This window comes from Nocardia wallacei (assembly GCF_029868745.1).
In the GTDB taxonomy this organism is placed as follows: Bacteria; Actinomycetota; Actinomycetes; order Mycobacteriales; family Mycobacteriaceae; genus Nocardia; species Nocardia wallacei_B.
Genome location: NZ_JARWOP010000194.1, coordinates 21,815 through 40,344, shown reverse-complemented (window position 1 = coordinate 40,344; position 18,530 = coordinate 21,815). Strand labels below are relative to the sequence as shown.

General features: G+C 70.0%; 19 protein-coding genes. 15 read left to right on the top strand and 4 right to left on the bottom strand.

Features of this window, described 5'->3' with window-relative positions:
• Nucleotides 1-98 precede the first annotated feature (98 nt).
• Nucleotides 99-1,964, bottom strand: a complete 1,866-nt coding sequence (locus QH470_RS16150) for a nitroreductase family deazaflavin-dependent oxidoreductase (protein ID WP_280273184.1) — start codon at nucleotides 1,962-1,964, stop codon at nucleotides 99-101.
• A gap of 112 nt (nucleotides 1,965-2,076) precedes the next feature.
• Here QH470_RS16150 and QH470_RS16145 point away from each other — a divergent pair, with 112 nt between their 5' ends.
• Nucleotides 2,077-2,637 (top strand): TetR/AcrR family transcriptional regulator, encoded by a 561-nt coding sequence (locus QH470_RS16145; protein WP_280273183.1) that lies wholly within the window; start codon nucleotides 2,077-2,079, stop codon nucleotides 2,635-2,637.
• 9 nt (nucleotides 2,638-2,646) lie between these two features.
• Here the strand turns inward: QH470_RS16145 and QH470_RS16140 are convergent, their stop codons facing one another.
• Nucleotides 2,647-3,324, bottom strand: a complete 678-nt coding sequence (locus QH470_RS16140) for a class I SAM-dependent methyltransferase (RefSeq protein ID WP_280273182.1) — start codon at nucleotides 3,322-3,324, stop codon at nucleotides 2,647-2,649.
• A 74-nt stretch (nucleotides 3,325-3,398) separates the two neighbouring features.
• Here QH470_RS16140 and QH470_RS16135 point away from each other — a divergent pair, with 74 nt between their 5' ends.
• Together QH470_RS16135 and QH470_RS16130 are read left to right on the top strand one after the other, a co-directional pair.
• Nucleotides 3,399-4,298: a helix-turn-helix transcriptional regulator gene (locus tag QH470_RS16135; protein ID WP_280273181.1), complete on the top strand. Its 900-nt coding sequence runs from the start codon at nucleotides 3,399-3,401 to the stop codon at nucleotides 4,296-4,298.
• A gap of 54 nt (nucleotides 4,299-4,352) precedes the next feature.
• On the top strand, nucleotides 4,353-5,156 hold the full coding sequence (locus tag QH470_RS16130; protein WP_280273180.1) for an NAD(P)H-binding protein: 804 nt from the start codon (nucleotides 4,353-4,355) through the stop codon (nucleotides 5,154-5,156).
• On the opposite strand, the gene QH470_RS16125 is transcribed toward QH470_RS16130, so the two are convergent.
• The gene (locus QH470_RS16125) at nucleotides 5,144-6,010 is read right to left on the bottom strand and encodes a ribokinase (RefSeq protein ID WP_280273179.1); all 867 of its coding nucleotides are present in this window, start codon (nucleotides 6,008-6,010) and stop codon (nucleotides 5,144-5,146) included. The genes QH470_RS16130 and QH470_RS16125 overlap by 13 nt on opposite strands.
• 23 nt (nucleotides 6,011-6,033) lie before the next feature.
• Here QH470_RS16125 and QH470_RS16120 point away from each other — a divergent pair, with 23 nt between their 5' ends.
• Nucleotides 6,034-7,302, top strand: coding sequence for a glutamate-5-semialdehyde dehydrogenase (locus tag QH470_RS16120; protein WP_280273178.1), 1,269 nt, complete (start codon nucleotides 6,034-6,036; stop codon nucleotides 7,300-7,302).
• A gap of 509 nt (nucleotides 7,303-7,811) precedes the next feature.
• Here the strand turns inward: QH470_RS16120 and QH470_RS16115 are convergent.
• Complete coding sequence (locus QH470_RS16115; protein ID WP_280273177.1) at nucleotides 7,812-7,937, bottom strand: hypothetical protein; 126 nt, start codon at nucleotides 7,935-7,937, stop codon at nucleotides 7,812-7,814.
• 318 nt (nucleotides 7,938-8,255) lie between these two features.
• On the opposite strand from QH470_RS16115, the gene QH470_RS16110 reads away from it, so the two are divergent.
• From QH470_RS16110 to QH470_RS16060, 11 genes are all read left to right on the top strand, one after another.
• Nucleotides 8,256-8,777, top strand: a complete 522-nt coding sequence (locus QH470_RS16110; RefSeq protein ID WP_280273176.1) for a DUF8017 domain-containing protein — start codon at nucleotides 8,256-8,258, stop codon at nucleotides 8,775-8,777.
• Between the two features lie 238 nt (nucleotides 8,778-9,015).
• Nucleotides 9,016-9,891 carry an AAA family ATPase gene (locus QH470_RS16105; RefSeq protein WP_280273175.1) on the top strand — a complete coding sequence of 292 codons (876 nt, stop codon included), beginning with the start codon at nucleotides 9,016-9,018 and terminating at the stop codon, nucleotides 9,889-9,891.
• Between the two features lie 29 nt (nucleotides 9,892-9,920).
• Nucleotides 9,921-11,366 carry a vWA domain-containing protein gene (locus tag QH470_RS16100; protein ID WP_425302683.1) on the top strand — a complete coding sequence of 482 codons (1,446 nt, stop codon included), beginning with the start codon at nucleotides 9,921-9,923 and terminating at the stop codon, nucleotides 11,364-11,366.
• Nucleotides 11,367-11,431: 65 nt separating this feature from the next.
• Complete coding sequence (locus QH470_RS16095; RefSeq protein ID WP_280273174.1) at nucleotides 11,432-12,136, top strand: hypothetical protein; 705 nt, start codon at nucleotides 11,432-11,434, stop codon at nucleotides 12,134-12,136.
• Between the two features lie 48 nt (nucleotides 12,137-12,184).
• Nucleotides 12,185-12,823: a nicotinate-nucleotide adenylyltransferase gene (nadD, locus tag QH470_RS16090; protein ID WP_280273173.1), complete on the top strand. Its 639-nt coding sequence runs from the start codon at nucleotides 12,185-12,187 to the stop codon at nucleotides 12,821-12,823.
• A complete protein-coding gene (gene rsfS, locus QH470_RS16085) occupies nucleotides 12,820-13,215 on the top strand; it encodes a ribosome silencing factor (protein ID WP_280273172.1) in 396 nt (131 codons plus the stop codon). Before nadD ends, rsfS begins: the two co-directional genes overlap by 4 nt.
• 125 nt (nucleotides 13,216-13,340) lie before the next feature.
• Entirely contained in the window at nucleotides 13,341-13,925 is a 585-nt protein-coding gene (locus QH470_RS16080) for a histidine phosphatase family protein (RefSeq protein ID WP_400183016.1), read from the top strand.
• 49 nt (nucleotides 13,926-13,974) lie between these two features.
• Entirely contained in the window at nucleotides 13,975-15,276 is a 1,302-nt protein-coding gene (locus QH470_RS16075) for a hypothetical protein (RefSeq protein ID WP_280273171.1), read from the top strand.
• A 134-nt stretch (nucleotides 15,277-15,410) separates the two neighbouring features.
• Entirely contained in the window at nucleotides 15,411-16,163 is a 753-nt protein-coding gene (octT, locus tag QH470_RS16070; protein ID WP_280273194.1) for a diglucosylglycerate octanoyltransferase, read from the top strand.
• 175 nt (nucleotides 16,164-16,338) lie between these two features.
• Nucleotides 16,339-17,181: a DegV family protein gene (locus QH470_RS16065; protein ID WP_280273170.1), complete on the top strand. Its 843-nt coding sequence runs from the start codon at nucleotides 16,339-16,341 to the stop codon at nucleotides 17,179-17,181.
• A gap of 62 nt (nucleotides 17,182-17,243) precedes the next feature.
• Nucleotides 17,244-18,080, top strand: coding sequence for a methyltransferase (locus tag QH470_RS16060; RefSeq protein ID WP_280273169.1), 837 nt, complete (start codon nucleotides 17,244-17,246; stop codon nucleotides 18,078-18,080).
• Nucleotides 18,081-18,530 lie beyond the last annotated feature (450 nt).

Genomic DNA, 18,530 nt, shown 5'->3' with positions numbered 1-18,530 from the left:
CCTCCGTTGTTCACGTGGAGTCTAGAAGTACACCACCGCGGCATGTGGAATTTCACAGTTTGTGTTTCCGGTCACAGCGCGGACCCGTCTCGTATGTATCAGCTCGCGGCGGAATCGTTGCCGGTGAACGTGACTCGCACCGAGACCGGCGTGGTCTGCAACGCGGCGAAGCCGGCCGCGGTGAGCGGGGCGAGCAGCGGATGCGGCGCGAAGGCGCGAGCGCGGGCGACCACATCGTCGTCGGGCCGCAACTCCGCCGTCCCGGCGTACCACCGGTCGCCGCGCCGCAGCCGCACCCGCGGGTTCGCGCGCACATTGTTGCCCCACCCCGACCGCATGCCGTGCTGGCAGATGATCCAGGCCCCCTCGTCGTCGAACAGCACCGACACCGGCACCCGCCGCGCCTGCCCGGACTTACGTCCGATGGTCTCCAACTCGGTGGCGAAGGCCGACCGCACCCCCAGCCGATCCAGCGCCCGAAAGGCCGGATTGACAACGTAACGCCCCACGCTCCGCTCGATACGGAACTTGCGCGCGAGCGCCTCCGGACGATCCGCGCGGGTCCCCTCGCCGCGCCTGATCCCGCCGCGCTCGGCCTCATTGCGTCCCATCGCGCTGCGCCAGAACCCGCTGCGACGGGGTCTGTCGTGACGCAGGTCGCTGTGCTCGAAACCATCGTGTTCGTGGCCTCGGTCGCCTTTTCCGCCGCGCCCCGAGCCGCCGCGGCGCGGCCGGAACGCGTCGACTCCGTTGCGCCGCACCATCGTCAGGGCGGTTTGCCAGGGTGAGCGAGAAAGGTCCGGGTCGGATCCGGCGCCGAGGCGGTGGAGTTGGTCGGTGTGCCATTGCAGGTCCAGCGCGCCGTCGACGGTCTTCATGCTGTCGCCGGCCCATCGGCCGCGTAGCCCCAGGGAGATCAGCGGGGGATGGAGCGCGGCGGCGTCACCGCTGAGGAGATCGGCTGCGGCGCTGGGGAATACGGCCGCGGGACGGCCCAGACCGACGGCGTCGCAGGCACCGCTGCCGACCGCGGCCGACATGGCCGCCCGCGAGCGGAAGCCGCCGGTCACCGCCAGCGGCACCGCGCCCGCCGAGCGCCGCACGGTCTCGGCGTACTCCAGGAAGTAGGCCTCGCGCGCCCGCGTGCTCGCCGACGTACCGCGCGCCCGGCCCATCATCGCGGGCGATTCATAACTGCCGCCGCTGATTTCGATCAGGTCCAGCCCTTCGGCGGCCAGCGCCTCGACCACCGCCCGCGACTCCTCCTCGGTGAAACCGCCGCGCTGGAAGTCGGCGGAATTGAGCTTGATGCCCACCGCGAACGCGGGCCGTACCGCCGTGCGGATCGCCCGGGCCACCTCGAGCACGAACCGCCTGCGTCGCTCCGCGTCGCCGCCCCAATCGTCGGTGCGCCGGTTCGCCAGCGGCGACAGGAACTGCGACACCAGGTAGCCGTGCGCGCCGTGGATCTGCACGCCGTCGAATCCGGCCGCCTCCGCGACCCGGGCCGCGGTGGCGAAACGCGTTATCAGATCGGTGATTTCGGTGTCGGTCAGCGCCCGCGGCACGGGCAGGCCCGGAATACCCGGCGCGACGGCCGAGGGCGCCACCGGCCGGTTGCGGGTGGCCAGCGGATTCGCCTGCCGCCCCGGATGATTCAGCTGCATCCAGACAGGTGTACCCCCGTCCTCGGCCGCCTTCGCCCATCGGGTCAGCTCGTCCAGATGCCGTTCGTCCTCGATGACCACATTGCCCGGCTCCCCGAGTTGCGTGCGGTCGATCATCACGTTGCCGGTCACGATCAAGCCGAAACCGCCTGCGCCCCAGCGGGTGTACAGACGGTGCAAGCGCTCGTCGGGTCCCAGTCCGGCATCGCCGAGCCCTTCGCTCAGTGCCGCTTTCACGATCCGGTTGGGCAGTGTCTGCCCGCAGGGGAGGGGCAGTGGGTCGTGCAGGGTCGCCATCGGAATGCTCCTCCGTCGTGGTAGACCGATCGGTTTAGCAGCACGGTAGTACACCGATCGGTCTAGGGCAAGGTAGGCTGGTCGCGCAGGGCGGACGGAGAGGAATCGGACCATGGGCGCTCGGGATCGGCTGATCGACAGCACCGTCGATCTGATGCGCCGCAACGGGGTCGCGGGGACCGGCATCGCGCAATTGCTGCAGCACAGCGGCATCTCGCGGCGATCGGTCTACCTGAATTTCCCCGAGGGCAAGGCAGAACTGGTCGCCGCCGCCACCCGATCGGCCGGGCAGGCGGCGAGCGTGCTGATCCGCAAGCTCACCGCCGGAGCGGACCTGGCCGCGGCGGTGGCGGCGTTCCCGTCGCTGTGGCGCGACACGATGGTGTCGAGCGATTTCACCGCCGGCTGCCCGATCGTGGCGGCGGCCCTGGGTCGTACCGAGGCGCCGGCGGCGGCGGACGCGGCCGGCGCGACATTCGCCGACTGGGAGCAGATCCTCGCCGAGCGCCTGCGCGCGGAGCGGGTGGATCCCGAGCGCGCGCTGTCGCTGGCCACTACCATCGTCGCCGCGATCGAGGGCGCCGTGGTGATGTCGCTGGCCACTCGCTCCGCCGAGCCGCTCGAACGGGTGGGCGCCCAGCTGTCGGATCTTGTCGCCGGATACACCCGATAGCCGGAAGTCTCAGTCCGGCCGGACCGCTCGGTAGTAGGTGACCCGGCCCAGATGGCGGTGCCGCCGCGAATCCACCACGGTGCAGTCGAAACCCGCGTCGCGCAGCAGCCGCGGGATCCCGTCGCCGAGATTCCCGGCGATGTGCTCCTCGCGCAGCATCAGCCGGGCCGCGAGGCCGTCGGCGGGCGTCATCGGGCCGCCGACGTCGACCACATGCAGCCGCCCGCCGGGACGCAGCACCCGCAGTGCCTCGGCGGCCAGCGCCTGCTTGATGTCGGTGTCGAGGTGGTGCAGCATCAGCGAGGACAGCACCCGGTCGAATTCGCCGTCGCCGTACGGGAGTTCCTGAGCGTAGGCGCGTTCGAAGCGAATGCCCCGCTGCCCCTGAGCCTTTCGCTCGGCGCGGGCCAGAGCGCGGGGATCGGGATCGGTGCCGATCACCTCGGCGGCGGGGCGGACGCGCTTCGCTCGCAGCGTGAGATTGCCGGTCCCGCAGCCTATTTCGAGAATGCGATGGTCGTCGCTCAGGTCGGCCTGGTCGACGAGTCGCTCGTGCAGCCGGGGCGCGCCCAGCAGGCGGGTCAGCAGATCGTAGGCGGGCAGGAAGGCGTCGCGGCCGGCGGCGGGCAGGTAGTCGTGCCGGTTACCCATGGCGGTAGTGACGGAATGTGGACGATGTTCGGTCATGTGATCCATGGTGAACACATGTGGCCGCGGGTAGTTGGGTGATACTCGGCAAAAATGGGACTATCTTCGGTGGCGTGCGCGAGTCGACCAGAATGGTGGGCCACCGGCGTGGTGTGCCCGTGTACGACTATCGGACCGACAACGCCGTCCCGCCGGTGTCGCTGCTGCGTTTCGGCGCGGTCGACGGCCACACCATGCTGTTGCGCGACGGCAGCGCACCGGGCGTGCGGCGCGAAGTGCGCCCGCACATCCACGACTTCCCGGTGCTGTTCTATGCCGACAACGCCGTCGTGTACGTGATCGGGGCCGGTCAGGTCGTCGATATCGCCGCGGCCCGGACCGTCGGCAGCGGGGTCGGGGTGTTCTTCGACCCGTCCGTGCTGGATGACGGCCGGGCGCCGTGGCCGGCCTGGCGGTCGCATCCGCTGCTGTTCCCGTTCCTGCACGGCCGGTCCGGCGGGCTGCTGCGGCTCGAGGTGCCCCCGGCTCGCCGCCCACTGTGGGACGGCGCGATCGCGGCGATCGAGACCGAACTCGCCGACCGGCACGAAGGATATCGGCAGGCCGCCTCGGCACACCTGACCCTGCTGCTCATCGATCTCGCCCGTCTCGCCGCCGACGTCGTGGGCGACCTGCGGCGCAGCGGCGAGCCCCTGCTGGCCGAGGTATTCGACGTGATCGAGCGGCGGCACGGCGAACCGCTGTCGCTGCGCGACGTGGCGCGCGCGGTCGGCATGACGCCCGGACACCTGACCACCGTGGTGCGCCGCCGCACCGGCCGCACCGTGCAGGACTGGATCGTCGACCGGCGGATGGCCGAGGCGCGGCGGCTGCTGGCCGAGACCGAACTGCCGGTCGCCGAGGTCGCCCGCCGGGTCGGCGTCGCCGACCCCGGATATTTCACCCGGCTGTTCCATCGCACGCACGGCGCTCCGCCCCGCCGGTGGCGCGCCGCGGCCGAGACCCTGTCGTGACGGGACCGAAATCCGACGTGCCCGGGCCGGGGGTGGGCAACTAGCCTGTCTCCCATGAAGATTCTGGTCACCGGAGCCACCGGGAACATCGGTAGGAAAGTGGTTGATCATCTGATTGCGCTGGGGGCGGACGACATTCGCGCCCTGTCCAATCACCCCGAACGCGCCGACCTACCCGACGGCGTGGAGGTCGTGCGGGGGTATCTGCGCCGGGTGTCGACACTGCCCGCGGCACTCGAGGGTGTGCAGCGGATGTATCTGGCGCCCGTGTTGGAAACCGTCACCGAGGTGGTGGAGTTGGCGCGGCAGGCCGGTGTCGGCCGGATCGTCGACCTGTCCGGCGACGAGACCACCGACTGGCAGCCGATCGCCCGCGCGGTCGAGAAGTCCGGCGTGCCGTGGACGCACCTGTACGCGGGCGAATTCATGGAGAACACGACGATGTGGGCGGAGCAGGTGCGCACCACCGGCACGGTGCGCGAGCCGTATCCCGAGTCGGCGAACGCGCCGATCGCGATGGACGATATCGCCCGCATCGCCGCGACGATCCTGACCCAGGACGGCCACGACGGCATCGCCTACCCGCTGACCGGCCCCGAAACCCTCACCAGGGCGGAGCGGGTCCGGCAACTGGCCGCGGCGCTGGGGCGGGACCTGTCGTTCGAGACCGAGTCCCGCCAGGAGACGATCGACCGGCTGCACCCGGCGATGGGCGAATTCGCCGAGTGGTACGTCGACGGCCTCGCCGCGATGGTGGAGCACCCGCAACAGGCGACGACCGCCATCGCCGATCTCACCGGCCGTCCCGCCACCACCTTCGCCGAATGGGCCGCCGCCCACGCCGATCAGTTCCGCTGAGCCCGGGGCAGCGCCGACTCGACCTCGGCACGACTCGGAATCGCTGCGCTGGCACCGAGTTTCGTCGTTGCCAGGGCGCCGGCGGTGCAGGCCCAGGCGAGGGCGGCGGCCGGGCCCTCGTGCCAGTGCGCAGCGAGCGCGCCCGTGAACGTGTCTCCCGCGCCGGTGGTGTCGACCACCTCGACCCGGACGCCCGGATGAGTTACCTCGCCCTCGGGACCGCGGTACTCCGCACCCGCCGCGCCGCGTGTGACGACGACGTGCGCCACACTGTTCAGCGGCGCGGCCAGTCGTTCGGCCTCGCCCGCGTTCACCACGGCGATATCCACGGCGGACCAGAGTTCGGCGGGAAGATCTTGCGCGGGTGAGGGATTGAGCAGCACCGTCGTTCCCGCAACGCGGGCGTGCCGGGCGGCGGCGAGTACGGTCGGCACGGGAATCTCCAACTGGCACAGCAGGATGTCCGCGGCGGCGACGGCCGCCAGATCGGCCGGGCCGAGTTCGGTCAGTGCCGCGTTCGCGCCCTCGATGACGATGATGGTGTTCTCGCCCGTCTCATCGACCACGATCGAGGCGACGCCGCTGGGCCCCGGCGCCGAGCGCAGCTGCCGCGTCCCCACACCGGCGTCGTCGAGCACCTGGCGCAGCACCGGCGCGAACAGGTCGGCGCCGACCGCCCCCACGAACTCGACCTCCGCCCCCGCCCGCCGCGCGGCGATCGCCTGATTCGACCCCTTGCCGCCGGGCACCATCTCGAAGTCCCGGCCCAGCAGCGTCTCACCGGGCTCCGGCCGCCGCCCGGTCGTCGTCACCAGATCCATGTTGATGCTTCCCACCACCGCGATTCGCGCCATATCCGCACAGTAGGCTGATACCCATGACTGCTCCCACTGCCACCGATCAGGACACCGTCCGCACGGTGGTGCACGACGCGGCGCGCCGCGCCCGGGTGGCGTCGCGAACGCTCGCCCAGCTCACCACCGAACAGAAGAACACCGCGCTGCACGCCGCCGCCGACGCGCTGCTGGCCGCCGCGGATCGCGTGCTCGACGCCAACGCCGAGGACCTCGAGATCGCCCGGTCCGCCGGCACCGAGGAGTCGCTGCTCGACCGGCTGCGGCTGACCGCGGCCCGGGTCGACGGGATCGCCGCGGGGCTGCGTCAGGTCGCGGGCCTGCCGGACCCGGTGGGCGTGCTGGTGCGGGGTTCGACGCTGCCGAACGGGCTGGAGATCCGGCAGGTGCGGGTGCCGCTGGGCGTGGTCGGGATGGTGTACGAGGCGCGGCCCAACGTCACCGTCGACGCGTTCGGGCTGGCGTTGAAGTCGGGGAACGCGGCGCTGCTGCGCGGCTCCTCCTCCGCCGCTCGCTCCAATGCCGCGCTCGTCGAGGTGCTGCGGGAAGCCCTTGTGGCGCAAGAACTTCCCGAGGACGCGGTGCAGCTGCTGCCCAGCGAGGACCGCTCCAGCGTCACTCATCTGATCCAGGCACGCGGCCTGGTCGACGTGGTCATCCCGCGCGGCGGGGCCGGTCTGATCAACGCCGTGGTCCGCGACGCGCAGGTACCGACCATCGAGACCGGCACCGGCAACTGCCACGTCTACGTGCACGCCGCCGCCGATCTGGACATGGCCGAGGCGATCCTGCTCAACGCCAAGACCCGCCGCCCCAGCGTCTGCAACGCGGCCGAGACCGTACTGATCGACGACGCCATCGCCACCATCGCGGTGCCCCGGCTGATCGAGGCGCTGGAACGGCACGGCGTCACCGTGCACGGCGACCTGCCCGGCCTGATCCCGGCGAACGACACCGACTGGGGCGAGGAGTACCTGAGCCTGGACATCGCGCTCCGGGTGGTCGCCGACCTGGACGCGGCCGTCGAACACATCAACACCTGGGGCACCGGGCACACCGAGGCCATCGTCACCGGCGACCTGGCCGCCGCCCGCGAGTTCGGTAACCGGGTCGACGCGGCCGCCGTCATGGTCAACGCCTCCACCGCGTTCACCGACGGCGAGCAGTTCGGCTTCGGCGCCGAAATCGGCATCTCCACCCAGAAGCTGCACGCCCGCGGCCCCATGGGCCTGCCCGAACTCACCTCCACGAAGTGGATCGTCTGGGGCGACGGGCAAATCCGCCCCGCCTGACCCGGGTGATGGTTCGCCGCCCGCACACGCGGCGAACGAACAGAGAGAACACGATGACAGACGATCAGTGGTGGAACGCGGCGCCTCACCCGGAGAAGACCCCTCCCGGCGAACAAGACCCGGCCCACCCCGCCGACCAGACACAATCCGGCAATCACGGTCTCGCCCAGCCCAATACGCCGGGGGAGGATCGGCCCGAGGGACAGCGGTCCACCCAGCCCGGCGGGCCGGGATTCGGGCGGTCGGGTGAGTCGGAGCAGGTACAGCCCGGTGGTCAGGGTGTGTCGCAGTCCGGGGGACAGGGTGTGGCGGGGGCGCCGGAGACGGTGTTGTACGGCGGTCAAGGGCAGCCTGGGGCGCCGGAGACGGTGCTGTACGGAGGGTCGGGCGAGCCTTCTCCGCCTGGGTACTCGGCGGAATACCCTGGGGGACAGGCGAACTACCAGGGGCAGGCGCAATTCGGAGCGGGCGGGTACGGGCAGCCGCAGCACCCGGGCCAAGCGCAGTATTCAGGTCAGGCGCCGCATCCAGGCCAGCCGGAGCATCCAGGCCAGCCGGAGCATCCAGACCAGACGCAGTTTCCAGGCCAGCCACAGTCTTCGGGCCAGCCGCAGTTTCCTGGTCAGGCGCAGCATCTGGGCCAGCCGCAGTATTCGGGTCAGCCACAGTTTCCAGGTCAGCCGCAGTATTCAGAACAGGCGCAGCATCCGGGCCAGTCACCGTTTTCAGGTCAGCCGCCGTACTCGGGACAGGCGCAGTATCCCTACCAAGGTGGTTATCCGCCGCCGCCCGGCGGTGGGAACAAGGGGCTGCTGATCGGGTTGCTGGCTGCCGGTGTGGTTGTGGTGTTGGCGATCGTGGGGGCGGTGGTGTTCGCGGTGAACCGTGGTTCATCGTCGAATGAGGCGAGTCCGGCGAGCAGTACTCGGTCGAGCGCGCCGCGGACAAGTGGGGTGAAGGCACCGGCACCCGTCGTTCCCGGATATCGGACGGTTGCCGCGCTGAACTACGGGGTCGCATACGACGTCCCCGCTACTTGGACCGTCGCCGCAACGACCACGTACCGGATCGCGGGCACGGCAACGGCTTCGGATGGCGAGAACTATTGCCCCGGTTCGGCCTATCGCACGGTCACGTTCATATCTCCCTCTCCGACAGCCGATCTCGCCGAGGCCGCTCGCACCATGGGGCTGAGCGCGGCCAAATCGGGCTACAGCAATTCCACCGACGCCACCGCCACTCCGCCGACGTCGCTCACCGCTAAGGGCATGAACGGCAAGGCAGTTCAGGTCACCGGCACATGGCGACCCTCCCGCCCCGGCTGTACCACCACCACGTACGCCGTCCACACCTTCGCCTTCACCGCACCGAGCGGCTCGACGCTGGTTCTGGGCATCGTCGCCGACACCGGCACCACCGGCGAACTCACCCCGTCCGTCGCCCAGCAGATCCTCGGCAGCGTCCGCCCGCTCTGACCGCGGGCCGATAGTGGCAGCGCTTCGGCAACGGAGAATTCTCCCGTCGGCGGCTGCCGCGGCATCCGGTCGTGCCCGGCAACCGGTCCGCGCGTGCGATTCGTAACACCCGGTATCTGCGGGGTACGTCGGATGTGTACCGTCGAACAAGGATATCTATACGGTGCATACCGGTGTGCTCGCGGCCTGCGGGCCGGCGGGCCGTACGGGAGTGGCGGGCCGCTCCGGAGGAGGACCAGTGCAGACCGCAGTGCACGAGCCGATCTTCACGTCGGTGGACGATGTGATCGAGCGGCTGGCGAAGACCGGCTACCTGTCCGACAAGGCGACCGCCACCTCGGTGTTCCTCGCCGACCGGCTCGGCAAGCCGCTGCTGATCGAGGGTCCGGCCGGCGTCGGCAAGACCGAGCTGGCACGGGCGGTGTCCCAGGTCGCGGGCGCCGAACTGGTGCGCCTGCAGTGCTACGAGGGCATCGATGAGGCGCGGGCGCTGTACGAGTGGAATCACGCCAAGCAGATCCTCCGCATCCAGGCATCCAGCGAGAACGGCTGGGAGGACACCAAGGCCGACGTCTTCAGCGACGAATTCCTGCTCTCGCGCCCGCTGCTCACCGCGATCCGCCGCACCGACCCGACGGTGCTGCTGATCGACGAGGCCGACAAGGCCGACGTCGAGATCGAGGGCCTGATGCTCGAGGTGCTCAGCGACTTCGCCGTCACCGTCCCCGAACTCGGCACCATCACGGCGGTGCGGCGCCCGTTCACGGTGCTCACCTCCAACGCCACCCGCGAACTGTCCGAGGCGTTGAAGCGCCGCTGCCTCTACCTGCACATCGACTTCCCCGACGAGGAACTGGAGCGGCGCATCCTGGCCAGCCGGGTGCCGGAGCTGGCGCCCGCGGTGTCGGCACAGCTGGTGCGGGTGGTGCACGTGCTGCGCGGCATGCAGCTGAAGAAGCTGCCGTCGGTGGCGGAGTCGATCGACTGGGGCCGGACGCTGCTGGCCCTCGGCCTGAAGGACCTCGACGACAAGACCGTCCGCGCCACTCTGGGCGTGGTGCTCAAACACCGCAGCGACCACCAGCGCGCGCTGGCCGAGCTGAAGCTGGCCTGACCGTGTCCGGCACGCGCGGCACCCGCTCGCTGGTCTCGGCGGCGCTGCGAGGCAAACCGTCCGCGACGGAACCGGAACCCCTTGCGCCGCATGGACTGTCGGGGCACCTGGTCGGATTCGTGGAGGCGCTGCGCGGCCGCGGAATTCCGGTGGGCCCGTCGGAAACCGTCGACGCCGGACAGGTACTCACGGTGGTGGACCTGATGGATCGGGAGATGCTCCGCGAGGGCTTGGCCTGCGCGCTGGTGCGCCGCGCCGCGCAGCGGCCCACCTTCGACGGCATGTTCGACCTGTGGTTCCCCGCCGCGCTCGGCGAGCGCACGGGTGCGCAGGAGGTGGAGATCCCGCGCAAGCCCGACGGCGAGGTCGACATCATCGAACTGCGAAAGATGCTGGCGGAGTTGCTCGTTGCCGATCCCACGGGCGAACGGGCGCGGCAGCTGCAGGATCTCGCGGCGCAGATGGTCGAGCAGATGGGTCAATACCGATCCGCCAACGGACCGTCGTTCTCGGCGTATCAGACCCTCAAGGACCTGCAGCCGGAACTGCTCGTGAGCAAGATCCTCGCCGGACTCGCCGCGGGAATGGACAACTCCGACTTCGACAACGAGGTCGCGCGCCGCACCGCGCGGCAGCGCATCAAAGACTTCCGCGGCACCGTCGAATCCGAGACCCGCCGCCGCGTCGCCGAGCGCATCGGCCGCGAACGCGTCGCCACCTACGGCGTACAGCGCCAGGCCGAGGACGCCGATTTCCTGCGCATCTCGGAGAACGAACTGGCCGAACTGCGCCGCGGCAGCGAGCGGCTGGCGCGGGTGCTGGCCTCGCGGCTGGCGGCGCGCCGCCGCCGCTCCCGGCGCGGCGAGATCGATCTGCGGAAGACACTGCGCAAATCCATGTCGACCGGTGGCGTCCCGATCAAGCTGGCCGCCCGCAAACCGCGTCCCGGACGGCCGGATCTCGTACTGCTGTGCGATATCTCGGGTTCGGTGGCCGGATTCTCCAGTTTCACGATGCTGCTGGTGAACGCGCTGCGCGAACAGTTCTCCCGGGTGCGGATCTTCGCGTTCGTCGACCGGGTGGACGAGGTCACCGACCTGTTCGACCAGGTCACCCCGCTGGATCAGATAACGCGGCGGATCTTCACCGAGGCGCGGGTGGTCGGCATCGAGGGCCACTCGGACTACGGGACCGCCCTCGAGGGCTTCGCCGAGAACTTCCCGGACGCCGTCACCAGCCGCACCTCACTGCTGATCCTGGGTGACGCCCGCACCAACTACCGCGACCCGGCGCTGGGCACGCTGGAAGAATTGGTGCGGGTCGCCAAGCACGCTTATTGGCTCAATCCGGAGTCGGAAAAGATGTGGGGCACAGGCGATTCCGCCGCCAAACGGTACGCCGAGGTGATCGAGATGCACGAGTGCCGCTCGGCCCGCCAACTCACCTCCGTGGTGAGCCGCCTGCTGCCGGTATAGCACTCCCGCGCGGGACATTAGAAGTCGTTAAGCCGCCCGCAAGTGCGGCGGGCGACCATGCACGCGTGCCGAGCCGACCCCGGGAGACCGACGAGCGCCCAGCCGACCCGTCGCGGTTCGTATCGTCCGACGATTCCGGGTACGGCCCCGCCGAGCTGTCGGCGTTGATCGAGTTCGGCACGGCGCGACTGGCCGACACACCCGCGGTGGCCGAGGGTGCGTTGCGGCGGGCGGCGGGCGCCGGTGCGGGCGTCCTGCCCGCCGAACAGCTGGCTCGATTGCACGCGCTGATCGTCACGGCGATCTGCGGCCAGCCCGGCCGCGACGCCGATCTGGCCGCCGCCGCGCTCGTCGCCGCCGAACGCTGGCAGGGCTTGTCGGCCGCGGACGCCGCTCATCACACGCTGCTGGCCGCCCGCATCCACTACCGGTCCGGTCACCACCGCGCCGCCGCCCAGCTCTACGAGCGCGCCCTCGCCTGTCCCGACATCCCCTATCCGCCTCCCGAAATCGCCATCCTGCACGAACAGTTCGGTGCCTGTCTGGTCGCGCTGCACCGATACCGCCGTGCGGCAAAGGTTTTCGAGAGCGGTGCGCGATTCGCCGCACACGATTCCGACTGCCGGGACCTGCACGCCGACCTGCTCTCCGCCGCGGCCGCCGCCCGCACGGCGGCTCTCCCGGGCGCGGTCTTGCGCCGTCGGCTTTCCGCTCTCACTCGGCGTGGCGCGCGGGGCTCCCGGCGACGGGAAGCCCCGGCCGCCGAGTAGGGCGGCGGTGCCGGGTACTTTGTCGCGCGCCCAGTAAGCTCGGCATTCGTGCAAGAAACAGGTCGGCGCAAACTGGGTGTGATGGGTGGGACCTTCGATCCCGTCCATCACGGGCACCTGGTTGCCGCCAGCGAGGTCGCGCATCGCTTCGACCTCGACGAGGTTATTTTCGTGCCGACGGGGCAGCCGTGGCAGAAATCGAGTAAGCAGGTCAGTCCCGCCGAGGACCGGTACCTGATGACCGTGATCGCGACCGCGTCCAATCCGCGATTCTCGGTCAGCCGGGCCGACATCGACCGCGCCAAGGTCACCTACACCGTCGACACCCTGCGTGACCTGCAAAGTCAGCATCCCGACGCGGACCTGTACTTCATCACGGGTGCGGACGCGCTGGCCAGCATCCTCACGTGGCAGGATTGGGCGGAACTGTTCGAGCTGGCGAAATTCGTCGGGGTGAGTCGTCCGGGGTACGAGTTGAACATCGACCACCTCGCCGAACACCTGCGGGACATGCCGGCCGACGCGGTCACCGTCATCGAGATCCCCGCCCTGGCGATCTCGTCGAGCGAGTGCCGTCGCCGCGCTGCCGAGGGGCGGCCGGTGTGGTATCTCGTCCCGGACGGGGTCGTGCAGTACATATCGAAGCGGCACCTGTACGTGCCGGGAGGGAACGGGAGAGCTGGATGACGGCATCCGTCGAAGCGGTCGAGATGGCGCGGATCGCCGCGCGCGCGGCCGACGAGAAGCTGGCTTCCGACGTGGTGGTGCTCGACGTCTCCGAACAGCTGGTGATCACCGACTGTTTCGTGATCGCGTCCGCGCCGAACGAGCGGCAGGTCAACGCGATCGTCGACAGCGTCGAGGAGAAACTGCGGCTGGCCGGGCACAAGCCGGTGCGCCGGGAGGGCACCCGCGAGGGACGCTGGGTGCTGCTGGACTATGTCGAGGTCGTGGTGCATATCCAGCACAGCGACGAGCGCGATTTCTATGGCCTGGAACGGCTTTGGAAGGACTGTCCGCAGGTTCCGGTGGACGGGATCGGGGGCCCGCGCGGCGACGAGACCGAGGCCTCCGAGTGAGCCTCGGGTTCGGCGACGCCCTCGACGAGTCCGAGGAGCAGGGCGCCCGCTACGACAAGCATGCCAACGTGCGCCGCCTGATCCTGCTGCGGCACGGGCAGACCGAGTGGAACGCAGCCGATCGCATGCAGGGCCAGATCGATACGGAGCTGAGCGAGCTGGGCCGACGCCAGGCCAAGGACGCCGCCCGCGAGCTGCTGGGCCACGACGCGATCGCCATCGTGTCCTCGGACCTGCGGCGCGCTTACGACACCGCGGTGGCGCTGGCCGATCACACGACGCTCGAGGTGGTGCGCGACCGGCGGCTGCGCGAGACCGACCTCGGCGAGTGGGAAGGGCTGACGCACCTCGAGGTGGACGCGCAGTACCCGGGCGCGCGCCAGACCTGGCGGCTCAACGCCGACTTCACTCCGCCGGGCGGGGAAAGCAAGCTCGAGGTCGGCGCCCGGTCATTGCCGGTGGTTCGTGAGCTGTTCGCCGCGCGCCCGGACTGGCCCGGTCGTACCATCATCCTCGTCGCGCACGGCGGATTGATCGCCGCTCTGACCGCCGCGCTGCTGGAGTTGCCCCGGAAGAACTGGCCCGTGCTCGGTGGGCTGGCCAATACCAGTTGGGTGCAGCTGAGCAGTCACGGTCCGAGCATCGAGCAGCCCGGGTGGCGACTCGATGTGTGGAACGCGGCGGCGAAGGTAGCACCTGATGTCCTCTGAAAAGTCCTCCGACGACCGGGATGAACCGGTCCGGCAGGTTTCCGACGAATTGCTGCGCAAGGCGTCCGAGGTGCCCGTGCGGCGCCTACCGGACGCCTTGTTCGGCGGGCCCGCGCCCGCCGCAGCCGACCAAGACCCGGAACCGGAGGCCGAACCCGACTACGAGCGCGGCAAATCCGTGCCCGACGAACTGTTCCGCAAGGCGTCCGAAGCGCCGGTGCGGCATCTGCCGGACGTATTGTTCGGCGGCCCGGTGACGCCACCGGAGCCGGTTGCGGAGCAGGAGAGCAGTGTTGATGCGGCAGCCTCCGATGCCGAAACGCCGGTGGAGACACAGGCTGTCACCGCCGAGGCCGGATCGGGGGAAGCCGAGACGGCTGTGGATTCCGATACGGGGAGTGGTGATGTCACCGAGTCCGACAAGCAAGCGGTAGCGTCCTCGCCGTCGGATTCGGTTGCGGGGCAAGAAGGTGCCGACACTGCGGCCGATGGCGGTGCTGCGTCGACTGGCGCTGTGGCGGTAGACGAACCGGCCGACGGAGAAGCCGAGTCGTCGGATGTTGCTGTCGAGCAGGGCGATACCGATGCTGAGGATGCGGTCGCGGATACCGCCGAAGCAACCGAAGCGGTCGGTACGTCGGGTGATGCTGCGTCGGAGACGGTAGCGGAACAGGGCGATGCCGATACGGCAGCGGGCGTTGTGGAGCCTGGTGCGTCGGCGCAATCGGATTCTGTCGCGGCCGAGGAGAAGGCTGAGGCCGGAACTGACGTGGTGGCCGACGGTGCTGAACCGTTGGCGGACAATTCGATTGCGGGGCAGGAGAGTGCCGCCTCGGAGGCTGGTAGTGACGCGACATCCACCGAGATGTCCGGCGACGCGGAGAACGAAGCAGTTGACGGGGGCGATCCCGCTGCTGTGACGGCTTCCGATACCGATACGGAAACCACACCTGCCGCCGCCACTACGGCCGATGCGGGTGCGCCCGATACCGGTGCGACGGACGCCAGTGGGACGGATGCCAGTGGGACGGATGCCGGTGCGACGGACGCCGGTGGGACGGATGCCGGTGCGACGGACGCCGGTGGGACGGATGCCGGTGCGACGGACGCCAGTGGGACGGACGCCAGTGGGACGGACGCCGGTGCGACGGACGCCAGTGGGACGGATGCCGGTGTGACCGATGCCAGTGTTGCCGATGCCAGTGCGGCCGACGAAAGCGCGGCGAGCACCCCGGTGGGCGGTGAAACCGCCGCGGCTACGACTCCTGCTGCGCCGGAGGCGGATTCCGGTTCCGGCGGAGGGTTCCTGCGCAGAGCGGTATCGCGGTTGTTCCGAGGGCGATCGACGTGACCCAGTCCGGCCACGCCGACCCCGACGACCGCCCAGACCCGCAGCCTCCTTCCCCCACCGCAGCGTCACTGAGCGGCGCTGCGGTGCCGTCCGCCGATCCTCCGGCAGCGGCGCCTGAGGACGGCGCTGTGGCGGTGCCTGAGGACGGTGTCGCCGCGGGGTCCGGTCGGCCAGTTTTGCTGGTGATCGCGGATTCGCTGGCATACTTCGGGCCCAAGGGTGGGCTGGCGGCTGACGATCCGCGGATTTGGCCGAATCTGGTTGCGGCTGAACTGGATTGGGATGTGGAGTTGGTTGCTCGGATCGGTTGGACGTGCCGGGATGCGCACTGGGCGCTGATCGGTGATCCGCGGGTGTGGGCGGCGGTGCCGCGGGCGGGCGCGGTGGTGTTCGCCACGGGCGGTATGGATTCGCTGCCGTCGCCGTTGCCGACCGCGCTGCGCGAACTCATCCGTTACGTGCGGCCGCCCGCGCTGCGGCGGCGGGTGCGTACCGGCTACCAGTGGCTGCAACCGCGACTGTCCAAGCTGGGAAGGCCGGTCGCGCTGCCGCCGCACGTCAGCGTCGACTACCTGGAGCAGTCGCGAAACGCGTTGGCGCAGTTGCGGCCCGAACTGCCGATCGTCGGTGTGCTGCCGTCCGTGCACGACTGCGAGGCCTACGGCCGCGTGCACACCGGCCGCGAGCCGGCGGTGCGGGCGCTCCGCGCGTGGTCGGAGAAGTCCGGCGTGCCGCTCGTTGATCTCGCGGAAGCCGTGCGAGACAACATCTTCCACGGCGAGTCGAATCCCGACGGCATCCATTGGGGCTGGGAAGGCCACAGCGCCGTCGCCCGCGCCATGGTGAAGGCGCTGGCGGAGGTCCGCGCGCCCGAGGCCGGTGCATGAGCCGGATCCTCCTGGGACTCAGCGAAAAACACCGCTCGGCCACCCGTTGCCATCGACCACCGCTCGAGCGCTGCGGGGCTTCGGGGGTGGGTGAACAGGAGCTTGCCGACGGGTTGTGTCGGCGTCCGATGGTTCGTGACACGCAGCCGCTCGGCTCGGGAGAGGCCGGATAGCCGTGGCCGTCGTGGTGGTGACCGATTCGTCCGCCAGCCTGCCCGTCGCCCTTGTCGAGGAGCTGGGCATTCTGGTGGTGCCGCTGCACGTACTGGTCGATGACCGGGCGTACCGGGAAGGCATCGACGACGAGCCGATCGATTACGCGTCCTCGACCGTGACGACCTCGGCCGCCGCGCCGGGCGAACTGCGCGCCGCCTACGAGCGGGCTCTGGCCCTCAGCGAGGGCGACGGCGTTGTGGCCGTGCATATTTCGCGGCAGCTGTCGGCAACTTGGGAGGCGGGCAGGCAGGCGATCCGCGATATGGACGCCGCCGAGCGGGTGCGGCTGGTGGATTCGCTCAGCGCCGGGCTCGGCACCGGTCTGCCGGTGCTGGCCGCCGCGCGCCGGGCTCGCGAGGGCGCGGCGCTGGACGTCGTCTACGACGCGGCGGCTTCGGCTGCGGTGAGGGGACGGGCGTTCATCGTGGTCAATCGCACCGAGCAGCTACGCCGCGGCGGCCGATTGAGTTCGGCCGCCGCGTTTTTCGGCACCGAGCTGGTCACCAAGCCGATTCTGCAGATGGTCGACGGCCGCCTGGAGCTGCGTGAGAAGGCGCGCACGCGGTCCAAGGCGCACGCGAAGCTCGTCGCGGCCGCCGTCGGCGCGGCAGGGGAGGGCGGCGCCACCGTAGCTGTCCAGCATCTCGGCGCGCCCGAGGCCGCCGCCACCATCACCGCGCAGCTCAACGACCTCATCCCCGGCATCCGCGAGCTGGTCAGCGCGGAATTCGGGCCGACGCTTGCCGTGCATCTGGGGCCCGGCGCGGTGGGTGTGGTGGTGGTGCCAGGCGGTTGCGCCTGACCGTTTGCCGAATCGGCAACAATGTTTGCCGGAATGCGCACACGGTCGGCATTGTCGATGTCATGAACCACGACGATTTCGACTGGGCCGCGATGGCCGACATGCTGGTGGACGAGGGCGAGGCGTACAGCCCCTACCTGCACGGGGCATTTGATGAACTATCCGACCTGAAGCCGGAGCGGATCCTCGATATCGGTGCCGGTCCCGGCGTGGCGGCGAGCGTGCTGGCAGAGCGGTTTCCCGATGCCGAGGTGATCGCAGTGGACGGCACACCCGAACTGCTCGCCCGCGCGGAGCAGCGGGGCCGCGATCTCGGCGTGCGGGTGCACACGCGGGTGGCGCAGTTCCCGCAGGATCTGGGCGGGCTGCCGGAGGCGGATCTGGTGTGGTCGGCCAATGTGGTGCACCATGTCGGCGATCAGCTCGACGCCCTCACCCGCATGGCCGGACTGCTGCGGCCGGGCGGTGTGCTGGCCATCGCCGAAGGCGGCTTGTCGGCGCGCTGGCTGCCGCGCGACATCGGATTCGGTCGGCCGGGATTGCAGGTCCGGCTGGACGCTGTGATGGCGGAACGATTCGACCGGATGCGTGCCGAACTGCCCGACGCGGTCGCCGTCACCGAGGACTGGCCGGCCCTGCTGCGCGCCGCGGGCCTGATCGACGCCCACAGCCGCACCTTCCTCGTGGACCGCCCCGCCCCGCTGGAGGCCGGCCCGCGCCGCTCTGTACGCCAGTGGATCGAGCGCTACCGCGGCATGGCGGACGACCTGGCCCCCGACGACCGCACCACCCTGGACCGCCTCCTGGACCCGAACGACCCCTCGGGCATCGACCAGCGCCCCGACGTCTTCCTCCTGACCGCCAGAACCGTCCACTACGCCCGCCGCCCTCGAGACTGAGCGGGTAGGCAAGCACGCCGGGTGATTTCCGGTCGGATCGATACCCCGGTTCACTTACCTGGCCTGGTTGATCGAGCGGAGTACTCGACCCGCAGCGGTCCCTCGGTCGCGTAGGGACTTCGTGGCGTGGCGTGGTTGGTCGAGCGGAGTGGTCGGCTCGTAGTGAGTGGCTCTATCGGTGCGTGGGGTTCTTGCCTGGCGTGGTGTGGTTGATCGAGGAGTGGTCGTCATGGCCAGTGGCCCCTCGGTTGCATTCTGGTCTGGTCTGGCCTCGTGTGGTCGATGGAGCGGAGGAGTGTTCTGCGCGGGGCTATGGCGGGCGGATCTCCCGACATGCTCTGAGCTGTTGGATCGAGCGGAGTGACCATGTTCGTTGCGCCGTTCGGTGTCGTTGGCCCTGTGTCGCAAGCTGATTGCTACGTGGACCGAGATGTTGGGCGGACACGTTCG